This window comes from Nitrospina gracilis Nb-211 (assembly GCF_021845525.1).
GTDB classification, from domain to species: domain Bacteria; phylum Nitrospinota; class Nitrospinia; order Nitrospinales; family Nitrospinaceae; genus Nitrospina; species Nitrospina gracilis_A.
Window position 1 is genome coordinate 202,042 of record NZ_JAKJKD010000001.1, and the last position, 12,355, is coordinate 214,396.

Annotated in this window: 9 protein-coding genes; 4 read left to right on the plus strand and 5 right to left on the minus strand. The window is 60.9% G+C overall.

Translation table 11 applies throughout. From position 1 onward, the window contains the following. Positions 1–20: 20 nt before the first annotated feature. On the minus strand, positions 21–2,732 hold the full coding sequence (glnD, locus tag J2S31_RS01110) for a [protein-PII] uridylyltransferase (protein ID WP_237097201.1): 2,712 nt from the start codon (positions 2,730–2,732) through the stop codon (positions 21–23). Between the two features lie 923 nt (positions 2,733–3,655). Between glnD and mdh the strand changes: the two genes are divergently transcribed. Then, positions 3,656–4,600 carry a malate dehydrogenase gene (mdh, locus tag J2S31_RS01115; protein WP_237097202.1) on the plus strand — a complete coding sequence of 315 codons (945 nt, stop codon included), beginning with the start codon at positions 3,656–3,658 and terminating at the stop codon, positions 4,598–4,600. 6 nt (positions 4,601–4,606) lie between these two features. Here the strand turns inward: mdh and J2S31_RS01120 are convergent, their stop codons facing one another. Genes J2S31_RS01120 through J2S31_RS01130 form a run of 3 tightly spaced genes read right to left on the minus strand, consistent with a single transcriptional unit; the run spans position 4,607 to position 6,468 of the window. Further along, a complete protein-coding gene (locus tag J2S31_RS01120; RefSeq protein ID WP_237097203.1) occupies positions 4,607–5,722 on the minus strand; it encodes a metallophosphoesterase in 1,116 nt (371 codons plus the stop codon). A gap of 15 nt (positions 5,723–5,737) precedes the next feature. Then, positions 5,738–6,040, minus strand: coding sequence for a hypothetical protein (locus J2S31_RS01125; protein ID WP_237097204.1), 303 nt, complete (start codon positions 6,038–6,040; stop codon positions 5,738–5,740). Continuing rightward, a complete protein-coding gene (locus J2S31_RS01130) occupies positions 6,031–6,468 on the minus strand; it encodes an arsenate reductase ArsC (RefSeq protein ID WP_237097205.1) in 438 nt (145 codons plus the stop codon). The genes J2S31_RS01125 and J2S31_RS01130 overlap by 10 nt, the downstream gene beginning before the upstream one ends. 363 nt (positions 6,469–6,831) lie before the next feature. On the opposite strand from J2S31_RS01130, the gene lexA reads away from it, so the two are divergent. The 3 genes from lexA to J2S31_RS01145 all read left to right on the plus strand — a co-directional run bounded on the left by lexA (position 6,832) and on the right by J2S31_RS01145 (position 10,130). Then, complete coding sequence (gene lexA, locus J2S31_RS01135) at positions 6,832–7,428, plus strand: transcriptional repressor LexA (RefSeq protein WP_237097206.1); 597 nt, start codon at positions 6,832–6,834, stop codon at positions 7,426–7,428. 246 nt (positions 7,429–7,674) lie between these two features. Further along, positions 7,675–8,841: a DNA polymerase IV gene (gene dinB / locus J2S31_RS01140; RefSeq protein WP_237097207.1), complete on the plus strand. Its 1,167-nt coding sequence runs from the start codon at positions 7,675–7,677 to the stop codon at positions 8,839–8,841. 155 nt (positions 8,842–8,996) lie between these two features. Beyond that, entirely contained in the window at positions 8,997–10,130 is a 1,134-nt protein-coding gene (locus J2S31_RS01145) for an aminotransferase class V-fold PLP-dependent enzyme (protein ID WP_237097208.1), read from the plus strand. Between the two features lies 1 nt (position 10,131). Here the strand turns inward: J2S31_RS01145 and J2S31_RS01150 are convergent, their stop codons facing one another. Next, positions 10,132–12,354, minus strand: a complete 2,223-nt coding sequence (locus J2S31_RS01150; protein WP_237097209.1) for a transglycosylase domain-containing protein — start codon at positions 12,352–12,354, stop codon at positions 10,132–10,134. Position 12,355 lies beyond the last annotated feature (1 nt).

Sequence of the window (12,355 nt, forward strand, 5' to 3'; positions counted from 1 at the left end):
GGGCCGTCATTATAAACGGTTCAGGGAAGCTCCTCCAGTTTTTCCACCAGCAGGCTTTGGATGATCTGTTCCTTGATGCGCTGAATGAGGGGCTGGAACAGGATTTTGCCGCCGCGCAGGGACACGGAAAAGATGTCGATGCCGCGCCCGCCGCGGGTGGCGATCTTCGCCCGGTGCAGTTCGATGCCGAACTGTGCCAGCGTGTACACGATCTTGTACAGCATGCCGGGGTGGTCGCGCGCTTCGATGCGCACGCGGGTGAAACGGTCTTCGGGAAAGTTCTCGATCTGGATTTTGGGTTCGATGCCCTCGTTCTCGCGGCTTTTTTTGTGGAAGCGCGTGCGGTTGCGGAGCAGTTCGGTGAGCGTCGTTTTGCGTTCGAGGACGCGGATCACATTGTCTTCCACCTCGCGCCAGACGGCGGGCACGTCGTCGTGCACGTTCTGGATTTCGCGGGCGCTGACCTGGATGATGAGGATGGTCAGGCCGTCGTTCCCCGCAAAGATCTGTGCACCCAGGATGTTCATCGCCTTGGCGGTGAGGGTGCCGACGAGGTTTTTGAACAGGTGGATGTCGCTGGGTCCGGCCACCACCAGGTTGTAGAACCCGCCTTTTTCATGGTACGTCGCCTTCAGGCTGAACGGCCGCTCTCCCATGTTTTGGATGAGGCGGATGTGGTCGGCGATGTCCTCCGACGACTCGGTCAGGAAGTAATCCTCCGGCATCGACTCCATGTGATCGCTGATGACGGAGCGGTCGAACTCGTCGGCCAGCAGGCTGTACACGGCGTTGCGCGTGGCCTTGGGTTTTTCATCGATGGATTCCGGCCGCATCAGGTAGTTGCGGGTGCGGTGATACAACTCGGTGAGCAGGATGTTTTTCCAGTCCGTCCACGTCTCCGGCGCCACCGCCCTCAGGTCCGCGTAACTCATCAGCAATAGAAGGTCCAGCCGTTCCGTTTGACCCGTCAGCCTGCCCAGTTCGCGGATGGTCGGAGGGTGATGGATGTCGTGATGGAACGCGAGTTCGTTCATCATGTTCTTGTGTTTCACCAGAAAGTGCAGAGTGCCTTCCTGTTTCGGCGTCAATTGCAGGCGCTGAGACACTTCCGTAAGCGGACTTTTCTGCTCGCCGCCGTTCAGCTCGTCCGGCCGGTTGCCGAAAGTCTGGAGCAGGCACGCCAGCTTCAGGATGCTCCGGTCGGCCAGCCCGGTATAGACCTGCTTCAGCTTGTCGAGGTTGATCTCCTTCGAGGTTTCCAGTTCCTCCAAAAACCGCACCATGCGGAGCGCGTGTTCGTCGCTGGTGTAGCGGTGATAGAAATCGTAATGCACCTCGAACAGCGACTCCTCGAATTCCGGAAGCAGTTGACCCAGCACCCCCGCCTCGTGCAGTTGGCGGAGTTGAGGGAAAGCCTGGTTGGACCGCAACAGGTCGAACAGGAAACTGATGGCCTGCCGGCCGCGGATGAAGTCTTCGTTCAATAGATGTTTGTTCAGGCGGATGAGGCGTTTGAGGTGCGCGCCGGGCTCCAGTTTGTGGTCACGGCACAGGGTGAAGGCGGTGAGGAGAAGCGAGCGGTCCTTGGCGAATATGTCGTCGGCGTGGTCCGCCACGCGCAGTTGCGATTTGTAGGCGAAAAACCCGTGGCCCAGTTTTTTCTGCTGAAACGAGGTGATCACCTTCTGAATGAGGGGACGCGACTCCAGGCAACGGTGCAGGACCGCCTCCGAGATGGTGCGGATGTGCGTTGCGTGACGGAAGTACTCGCGCATGAACCGCTCCACCGCCACCGCGCCATGGCCCTCGAATCCCAGGTGGTGGGCGAGGTCCATCTGGATGGACCGCGTCAGCACATCGGCTTTCTTGCCCGTCAGGTAATGCAGTTCGTTGCGTACCCGCAGCAGAAAGTTCACGGACTTCTTGATCGTCTGCAATTCCTCCGCGTCCAGGATGTCCTCGCGGTTGATCTCACTCAAAGACGCGCCGTCGAAGCACATTGCCACCGCCCACATGGCGACGTGGTAGTCACGCAGGCCGCCCGGCCCGTTCTTGATGTCCGGTTCGGGATGGCTGGTGACGCCCTCGCCGCTGGCCGGGCGGGAGAAGAATTGGCGGAGCGTGGTGCTCAGGTATTCCTGTGCGTGCTTTTTGAGCACGGTCTTGTAAACGGTGTCCCACAGCCGGCCATACAGGGCCCGGTCCCCGGTCAGAAAGCGCGTCTCGATCATGGAGGTGCGGACGGTGGAATCGTCCCGCGCCAGGGACTGGCATTCCTTGAGCGTCCGGCAACTGTGGCCGATCTCGAGGCCGATGCCCCACAACACGGAGATGATCTCCTGTATGAAGGCATCGAGTTTCTTGTCCATCTTCTTGTTGAGCAGAAACAGCAGGTCGATGTCCGAGCAGGGGTTGAGTTCGCCGCGCCCGTATCCGCCCACCGCCGCCAGCGCGAAGCGGTCGGACATGGTTTCGTTGCGGAAGGATTCCAGCCCGTCGATGGCCAGCACGACGTGCTTGATGGTTTCGTCGATGAGGCCGCAGTGCGCCTGGATCACCTCGCGTCCTCCCGCCCCGGAGCGGTGCCAGTCCTTGATCTTGTCGCGGCTGGTATTGAGGAAGGACTTGAGCCGCTTGAAGTACGGCGCCCGCTGGCGGGGGTCTTCCGGGATCGCCTCCAGTTGGGCGAAGTCCGCGCCGAATTCAAATTGCAGTAGTGAGGGCTTGTTCATGAATGATCCGGGTTGCGGTTCGGATGGAATCGCGGGAACGCCGCCCCTGGTGGCGGCGTGTTGTTCCAAAGGTTGGATTTATAAACGATTTGCATCAAGGGGAAAAGGGAAAACCGTTTCATCTGAAAGAGAGAAAACGAAGGGAGCCGGCTGGTTTGGGTGAAGCGGCTTTCAGGACGTTCCATATTATCAAAGTGCCTTGCGCGTCTTCCGGCCGACTTGTTTTTGACAGCCGCGACGGGTCTCCGGAAGTGATTGATTCCGCGCGCCGAGAGCCCGGAAGAGCGGCCAAATTTGCTTGACAAAGGGGGGCTTATAATTTAGTTTACCGCATTCATTCAAGCGTGTCAGGCTTTCAAATCAGTTCTTGCCCGTTCACACCGTTCTTTCGTCCAAAGGTGAATCTTCGGAGATTACCTGGACCCTTCCTTCCGTTATGTAAACAAACCGGGTACGTTTGTTTTTGGACGAAGTGAAGAGAGGGCCGGTTGCGGTGAAAACAGAACACGCGGGTGTGGGTGGCTTCCGGGCATTTGGTTTCCCGCTGTTTGCCCCCCATGCCGGAGCCGGGCCACGCCCGGAGGGAACGGATCCTGTTTGGAACGCGCCCTCCGACTGGGGTTCAGCCACCGGGCATCAGCCCGTTGCCACTCCCTGCAAGGGAGCCGGGCCACGCCCGGAGGGAACGGATCCTGTTTGGAACGCGCCCTCTGGCTGAGGTTCGGCCACCGGGCATCAGCCCGTTGCCACTCCCTGCAAGGGAGCCGGGCCACGCCCGGAGGGAACGGATCCTGTTTGGAACGCGCCCTCTGGCTGATTCCCGGCGATCAAGAGTTTTTGAGGTAAACAATGGCTGCGGGGCCTGCATGAGCCGCCCCCCGACTTATTGTTCCCGTAGATCCGTAGAATAAGGATATCGGACGATGCGTAAAAAAATCACCGTTGTGGGCGCCGGGCAGGTGGGCACCACGGTCGCTCAGTTGACCGCATTCAAAAATCTCGGTGATGTCGTTCTCATCGACATCGTGGAGGGTGTGCCGCAGGGCAAGGCGCTCGACCTGCAACAGTCGGGTTGCCTGCAAGTGTTCGACAGCCTCATCACCGGCACCAACGATTACAAGGACACCGCCGACTCCGACATCGTGGTCATCACCGCGGGCGTGCCGCGCAAACCGGGCCAGGACCGCGCCGACCTGCTGAAAACCAACGCGAATATTGTCAAAAACGTCACCGAAGAGGTGATGAAGTATTCCAAAAACCCCATCATCATTGTTGTGTCCAATCCGCTGGACGCCATGGTGTACCTGACGAAGGAAGTGTCCGGCCTGCCGCGCGAACGCGTCATGGGCATGGCGGGGGTGTTGGATTCCGCGCGCTTCCGCACCTTCGTGGCGCTGGAGCTCAACTGCTCGATGGTGGACGTGGACGCCATGGTGCTGGGCGGCCACGGCGACTCCATGGTGCCGATGCCGCGCTACACCACCGTGTCCGGCATCGCCATCACCAACCTGATGAAGCCCGACCAGATCGAGCGCCTGGTGAACCGCACCCGCAAGGGCGGCGCGGAGATCGTGGGCCTGCTCAAAAACGGCAGTGCGTTCCTCGCACCGGGGGCTTCGGTAGTGAAGATGGTGGAAGCCATCCTGCAGGATAAAAAACGCATTCTGCCCTGCACGGCCTACCTGGACGGGGAATACAACTGGAAAGGCATCTTCTTCGGCGTGCCGGTGGAGTTGGGTTACAACGGCATCACCAAGATCATCGAGCTCGACCTCACGGCGGAAGAAAAGGAAATGCTGGACACCTCGGCGAAAGACGTGCAGATCACCATCGACGAAGTGGACGCCTTCCTCGGCAAGAAAGTCTGACCGCTTTCACGGGTTGCGGATCGTCACCGTATCGTAAAGCGTCACCCCCGGCGGCTGTCCGTCGCATTCCAGCGGTGTGGTTTCCCATACCTTCATCTGTGGCCGCCAGCGGGGATTCCCCTCCGGCGTTTCCTGCGTGCACACCCGGAAGGTTTTGACCGTCAGCCGGTGGTCGTCCATCTCCACCGTCAGGTAATGGAACATCAACGCCCGCTTGGCCAACGCCTGTTTCACTTCCGGCGGCGCGGCGTTTTTATTCTTGCCGGATAGGTCGGCAAACGGTTTGAAGGTCGCCCCACCCCCTCCCGCCACGATGTGCGTCACCCCCTCGCCCTGCAGGTAATCTGATTTCTCCACGAACGGCAGGCTGCCGTACTCATCCGGCACACCCAGCGGATAAAACCGCTCGTAGGAATGCTGGTTGCCGGCGAAGACGAGATCGGGCGCCAGTGCGTTGATCTGTTTCAGCACCGTCTGCCGTTTGTCAACGTACCACGCGGTGGTGAGCGCCGGTTCGTGCAGCGCCACAATCACCCATTGATGCTTTGCCCGTGCCTCCTTGATCAGCGGCTTCAACCACGGCGCGGGGTCTTTCCAGGCGAACGCATCCAGCACCACCACCAGGGCGAGGCCGAAACGCATGACGCCTTCCCGCGGACCGGGCCCGGATGACGCCCCTTCGGCGGAGCTCCCCTTCAACGTGTCGAAGGGCGTTGCCAACGGCGCGATTTTGTCCCAGCAGCCGGAAGCCTTCGGTTTCCATTTGACCGGCGGCAGGTCGTTGTCCCCGGCGACGAACACACGCACCGGAAACGGCGTGGTCAGGGTCTGCTTGATGGTGTTGATGTAATGGTCCGGGCAGGTGGCGGAAAACAATCGGTCCTGATAGACGAAGTCGCCCAGGTGCAGAAGGATCATGGCGTTTTCCTTCCGCATGGCGGCGGTCACGGCGTCGAAACCCGGGCGGTACGCGCGCTCGCCGATGCCGGTATCCCCCACCACCACCATCTTGATCTGCTCTTCCTTGTGTGCTTGGGCGGATTGGATGCAGGTGAAACTGAAAACCAGCGCGGAAAAGTACAGGAGGAGGCAATGTCGATGCGGTTGGAATCGGCGAAGCATGGGAGTCTCCTCGATCTAAAAGCTTTGTGTCACTTCCATCTGCAACCAGCGGACGATGGCGAGCAGGACCACCGATCCCCCAAGTAACGTGCCCAGCACCAGGTTGGTGACGGGTTGCTCTCGCAGGCGTTCCTGCACGATCAGCACCACCCCCCAGCTCGATACCAGGAAGCTGAAGGCGATCGGCATGATGAGCATCGGCGCCGCCGCCCACTGACCCCAGCCCTCGAACTGGTTGACGTACCACCAGAACACCCCGAACAGCAGGAGCGGCAGAGGGCACGTCCAGTAAAACACTTTGTGCGGAATTATGGGCAATGCAAACGCTCCGGCAGGGTTTCGATATAAGCTTTGATTTCGTCGCGCACACGGCGGTAATGGACCAGCGCGTCTTCTTCGTTTCTGGTATGGGCGGCCAGTTGCGGCGGATCGTCAAAGCCGTGATGCACCACCTGCGTCTTGCCGGAAAACGGCGGGCAGGTGGCGTCGGCATGACCGCATACGGTGACCACATAATCGAAGGGCACCGACATTACCTGATCGACGTGCTTGGAGGTGTGGCCGGAGATATCCACCCCCGCCTCCCGCATGACCTTCACCGCCAGGGGATTCAGGCCTTTCGGGTCCACTCCGGCGGAATGGGCCTCAATGATGTCGCCTTTCAGGTGGCGTGCCCAGCCCTCCGCCATCTGGCTCCGGCAGGAGTTGCCGGTGCACAAAAACAGGATTTTGCATTTCTGACCCATGATGGCCCAAGTGTAGCACAGGCGGTCCGCTGGAAAAGCCTTAATCTTTGAAAATACGGCGTTAATCAATGATCTTGATTTTCGCTATAGTTTCGCCTATAGTGAGATCATCATGTGAACAGGAAGCTGGCTACCGCCCGGTGAGCGAACGCTGGCCATGGCGCGGGCCGCGTCCGGAGCCGTGGGCCAATGCGTTGCAATGCGAACGGTGGCAGTCGGACGCAGGTCGATGTGCCCCCCTCGGAGAAGGAGGGGAAAGAAGAGATAGATCTTTATTCCCGGTTTTTCGTTCGCTCCCGGCTTGGCCGGGTCTGTGTGCATCGGTGGTTGCAATGCTTTTCATTTTTTTGAGCTGAGGTCGTTATGTATCTCACCCGGAGGCAGAAGGAAATTTACCAGTTTATCGAGAGCCACATCCGCCAGCGCGGTTACGCGCCCAGCATCATGGAGATCGCCAAACAGTTTCAACTGTCGTCGCCGGCGACGGTGCACAAGCACCTGAGCCACCTGGAAGCGAAAGGCCTCATTCGCCGCCAGCAGAACCAGAGCCGCGCCATCGAACTGGTCGAGGACCTCACGCCGCGCGTGCCGGAGTATCCGCTCCTCGGCACCATCGCCGCGGGCCGCCCGCTGGAGGTGTTCGAGGCGAAGGAGATGATGTCGCTCCTGCCCAGCCCGGAAGGGAAAGATTTGTTCGTCCTGCAGGTGCGGGGGCAGTCGATGATCGACGACCACATTCAGGACGGCGACTACGTCATCGTCGAGCGCCGCAGTGAGGCGAAGAACGGTGAGACCGTGGTGGCGCTGGTGAACAACGACTCGGCGACGCTGAAACGGTTTTACCGGGAGAAGGATCACGTCCGACTGCAACCGGCCAATGCCGCCATGCCGCCGATCCTCGTGCACGATGGCGATTTCCAGATCCAGGGCGTGGTCGTCGGCGTCCTCCGCAGGTTTTAGCGGGCGTGGCCCGCAGCAAATGGGCAATGCGCTTCGAGTGGATTGAAAGTTTCGGAGCGCAATTTTAATTTTCCCATATTTCCTCCGGACGTAGTCCGGCCGCGCCAGGCGCGGAGCGAACAGGCGACTGCCCTGAGAACGAACGATGATCGAAAGGCCCGTTCCAAATTCAATTTCTTCCCCTCCTTGCCAAGGAGGGGATCGAGGGGAGGTTATGAAGCTCTCTTTCATTCCGGTAAATGAGTCATGACCCCCACCATCCTGCACATCGATATGGACGCCTTCTTCGTTTCCGTCGAAGAAGTGCTCGACCCGTCGCTCAAGGGCAAGGCGGTGATCGTCGGCGGCAATCCGGAAGGGCGCGGCGTCGTGTCCGCCGCCTCGTACGAGGCGCGGAAATTCGGCGTGCATTCCGCCATGCCCATCGCCCGCGCGCGCAAACTGTGCCCGCACGCCATTTTTTTACGCGGCGCACACGGGCGTTACAGCGAATTCTCGGCGCGCATCTTCAACATCCTGGAACGCTATTCGCCGCTCATCGAACCCATGTCGCTGGATGAAGCGTATCTCGATCTCACCGGGTGCGAGCGACTGCACGGCCCCGCCATGATCGCCGCCCAGCGCATGCACGATGACATCCGCGATACCGTCGGCATCAACGCCTCCATCGGCATCGCCGCCAACAAGCTGATGGCGAAGGTGGCCTCGGAGTTTGCCAAGCCCAACGGCTGTTTCCGCATCCTGCCCGGACAGGCGGCGCGCTTCCTCGCGCCGTTTCCCATAGGCACCCTGCCGGGCATCGGGCCCAAAAGCGTTCAGCAGTTCCGCCGCCTGGGCATCCGCACCGTGCGCGATCTGGCCCAGCTCCCTCTGGCTCTTCTGGAAGACCTGTACGGCGAGTGGGGCGGGCGGCTGTATGAAAAGGCGCGCGGCATCAGCCGCTCGCCCGTGTACCCGCACGACGAGACGAAATCGATCAGCCGCGAAACCACCCTGGAGGAAGACTCCACCGATCCGCGCTTTCTGGAATCGACCTTGAGCTACCTGCTGGAAAAAGCCGCGGCGCAACTGCGCGGCGAAGACCTGCGCGCCCGGTGCGTGACCTTGAAACTGCGTTACTCGGATTTCAAAACGGTGACGCGCTCGCGCACGCTCGCCGTCCCGGCCTGCGAGGACCACATCCTGTTCGCCGCCGCCGTCGATCTGTTCCGCAAACTGTTCACGCGGCGCACGCGCGTGCGGCTGATCGGCGTGGCGTTCACCGGACTCAACCGCGAAGCACCCATGCAGATGAACCTGTTCGACGCGGCCACCCAAACCACGCGCGAGCAATTGTATGCGGGCATCGATCGCATCCGCGGCAAGTACGGCTTCCGCGCCATCCTCCGCGCCACCAGCCATAACGAGGACTAGTTTTTTGTTTTATAACCCCTCCCTGCCTGTCACTCCGTGAGCGCCCCTTGAAAAGGGAAGGGGTTATCAATGAAATTCCCATCATGATTCTGTTATCCTTAGACGTTTCTTAAACGTAAGAATACGAATGAATAAAGGACAATTTCAGGAGCGCCATGAACTGGGACAAGTGGCGTGACGAATTTCCCGTCACGCAGAACCGCATCTTTCTCGATCACGCCAAAGTCGCGCCCCTGCCGCAACGCGTGCAGGACCGCGTCTCCGCTTTCTTAAAAGACGCCTGCGAACACGGCACCGCAAATTATCCGAAATGGATGGCGGAAACCGACCGCGTGCGCGCCCGCTTTGCGGAACTCATCAACGCCGACGAGGATGAAGTCGCGTTCGTCAAGAACACGTCGGAAGGCATCTCCATCGTCGCCAACGGCATCGACTGGAAAGAGGGCGACAACGTCGTCATCCCCAACATCGAGTTCCCCGCCAACGTCTATCCGTGGATGAATCTGAAACGCCTCGGCGTCGAGGTGCGCTGGGTGAAGGCCGTGCGCGGCCGCGTGCCGTTCGAGCAGATCGCGGCGCAGGTAAATAACAGGACGCGCGTGGTGTCGGTGTCGTCCGTCGAGTGCAACAGCGGCTTCCGCAACGACCTCAACCGCATCGGCGCGTTCTGCAGGGAGAAGGGCATCTACTTCTGCGTCGATGCGATTCAGTCGCTGGGCATCCTGCCGATGGATGTGAAGAAGGATCACATCGACTTCCTCGCCGCCGACGGCCACAAGTGGCTGTTGAGTGTCGAAGGCCTGGGCGGGTTTTATATTTCGAAGCGCGTGCTGGAAAACATTTACCCGGCGGTGGTGGGGTGGGACAGCGTCGTCAACGCCAACGATTATCTGAATTACGACTTCACGTTCCGTCCCGGTGCCAGGCGCTACGAGGAAGGCAGTTTCAACGTCATGAGCATCTTCGCCTTCGGCGCGGCGCTGGATGTCCTGCTGGAGGTGGGCATCGACAACGTCGAACAAAGGGTGAAGGGTCTGGGCGACATTATTATGGAAAAGGTCAAACAGAAGGGCGGCAAGATCGTCAACTCAACGGACCCCGGCGAGCGCTCCGGCATCGTGTCGTTCACGCTCAACTGCGATCTCGAAAAACTGAAAACGCATCTCGCCGGCACGAACGTGTCGCTCACCATCCGCGACGGACTCATCCGCCTCTCCCCGCACTTCTACAACAACGAAACCGACATCGACCACTGCTTCGACCACATTGATGCGTTTTTGAAAAAATAAGTCACTTCACATAAAAAACCACCTGGAGGGTTTGCGGGGTGGAGTGGGTGGGTTTGTGGATGGTGGCTTGCAGGTGATGCCGTCCGCGCTGAAGATTCCACAGGTATTTGCCGCCCTCGGTGGTGGCGAGGGGTTTGTCGTTTAAAATCCATTCCACGGTGTCGGCGTCCTCGACACCCTGAATCGCAAATTCGAACGCCTCGTGCTCGTCCGGGATGCGTGGGTCCATCGCCATCCTCAATCCCCACACCGGTTGGATCCATTTCACCGCGCGGTCGCGGTAGGGTCGCGTCTCCACATCCTGCGGCTCGGTGCCGGGCACGAACCATTCCGTCACCCACCGGCAGGCGGATGCCTCATCCAGAGATACTTTAATGATTTCCCCTTGCGGCTCGCGGCACAGGTCGCGTTTGATGAGGCGCGAGTCCATCTTGAGCGGCCGCGTCTCTCTATGCCGGTTGAGCTCGGCGAACACCGAGCGCAAAAGCAGGGCCGGGCCCGTCGAGCCCGTCACGTCTTCCATCGGGTGTTGATCGAGGTTGCCCATCCACACGCCGGCGGTATAACGATCGTTGAAGCCCACCGCCCACGCGTCGCGGTAATCGGTGGAGGTGCCCGTCTTCACCGCCGTCTGCACGGGCAGGTTCAGCACACTGCCCGCGCCGAACTCCAGCCGCCGCGCTTCCGGGTCGGAAAGAATGTTTGCGATGAGCGACGCCACCGGACCCGACACCGCGCGCTTCTCTTCACGCGGGGCGGGATCGTCCATCCACGGCGTCAACGGCCGCCACACCCCGCCGTGAGCCAGCGCCGAGTACGCCTGCACCAGTTCGTACAGCGTCACCTCGCCGTTGCCCAGCGCCAGACCGTCGCCGTAAAAATCGGGGTGCTGGTCCAGGGTGGTGAACCCGAGTCGTTGCAGAAAGCGGTGGTAGTTTTCGACGCCGACGAATTTCGCCGCGCGCACCGCCGGGATGTTGAGCGAATTGCCGAGCGCGTCGCGGAGCGTCACGGGTCCGTAAAAATGGCGGCTGTAGTTGCGGTAGGCGTGCAGGCCCGTGCCCACCGATTCCGCCAGCGGCGCGTCGAGAATCTGCGTGGCCGCGGTCCAGCCGTGTTCCAGCGCCAGCGCGTACACGAAGGGTTTTAAAGACGAGCCAGGCTGGCGCGGCGTGGTGACGGCATCGATGAAACTGCCGGGCACGTTTTCATCCGGTTCGCCCGCCACCGTCCACGCGAGAATCTCGCCCGTGGTGTGGTCGGCCACCAGCACCGCGCCGTGGCGCACCGAGCGGTGCGTCAGTTGCGCGAGGCGCTGGTCGAGCAGGGTTTGTGTTGTCGATTGCAACGCCCCGTCCAGCGTGGTGTGTCGGCTGGGTTGCCATTCCAGGGCAGATTGAGTGGTGACGTGCCGCACGAAATGCGTCGCCTCCACCGGCAGGGTGGGCGGTTCCAGCGAAAACGTTTCCGTACGGAGCTGTTTCAATCCGGCATCGGTCAGCACGCCCTTTTGGTTCAGCGTGCGGGCGAGTCGTTCAATGGCCCGATCCACCGTTCGCGGATCGCGGTAGAGATCGAACCGCGACGGCGCACGCACCAGCACCGCCAGCGCCAGCATTTCCTTTTGGGTCAGCGTGTCGAGATCGCGGTTGAAATAATAATGCGCCGCCTGCGCCACACCGCGCCTCTGCGCGGCGTACGGCACCTGGTTGAGATAGAACTCGAGAATGTCGGACTTATTGAACGACCGCTCCAACCGCCGGGCCTCAAACCCTTCCAGCCAGCGCGACCACACCGTGCGCGGGCGTGGATTGAGTATGCGCACCACCTGCTCAGTGAGCGTGCTGGCGCCGCGGACGGTGTCGAACGCCTTCACGTTCTGCCACACGGCGTGCCCGCGCGCCAGCCAGTCACTGCCGCCGTGCTCGTAAAAGCGTTTGTCTTCGGAGACGACGAAGGCGCGTTTCAGGAATTCGGGGATGGCATGGAGCGGCACCGTGTCGTGCGTGTTCCAGCGTGTCTGGTAGGTGACGCGGAGCGGCGCGCCGAACCGGTCGGTCACCTGCATGCGCGCCTGCGTCCCGGTTTTCACCGACTGGAACGCGGTCTCCACCGGGTCGAGCGAAAGCGCGGTGGCGATGAACAACCCCGACGCGCCCGCCAGCGCAACGGCCGCACCGGCGGCAATCGCTTTGAACCGTCTGGATCGCTCGCGCCAGCGCATG

What these genes read in the sequence shown, in the direction of transcription:
- glnD (WP_237097201.1), bottom strand. Translation starts at nt 2,732, where the DNA reads ATGAACAAGCCCTCACTACTGCAATTTGAATTCGGCGCGGACTTCGCC.
- mdh (WP_237097202.1), top strand. Translation starts at nt 3,656, where the DNA reads ATGCGTAAAAAAATCACCGTTGTGGGCGCCGGGCAGGTGGGCACCACG.
- J2S31_RS01120 (WP_237097203.1), bottom strand. Translation starts at nt 5,722, where the DNA reads ATGCTTCGCCGATTCCAACCGCATCGACATTGCCTCCTCCTGTACTTT.
- J2S31_RS01130 (WP_237097205.1), bottom strand. Translation starts at nt 6,468, where the DNA reads ATGGGTCAGAAATGCAAAATCCTGTTTTTGTGCACCGGCAACTCCTGC.
- lexA (WP_237097206.1), top strand. Translation starts at nt 6,832, where the DNA reads ATGTATCTCACCCGGAGGCAGAAGGAAATTTACCAGTTTATCGAGAGC.
- dinB (WP_237097207.1), top strand. Translation starts at nt 7,675, where the DNA reads ATGACCCCCACCATCCTGCACATCGATATGGACGCCTTCTTCGTTTCC.
- J2S31_RS01145 (WP_237097208.1), top strand. Translation starts at nt 8,997, where the DNA reads ATGAACTGGGACAAGTGGCGTGACGAATTTCCCGTCACGCAGAACCGC.
- J2S31_RS01150 (WP_237097209.1), bottom strand. Translation starts at nt 12,354, where the DNA reads ATGCGCTGGCGCGAGCGATCCAGACGGTTCAAAGCGATTGCCGCCGGT.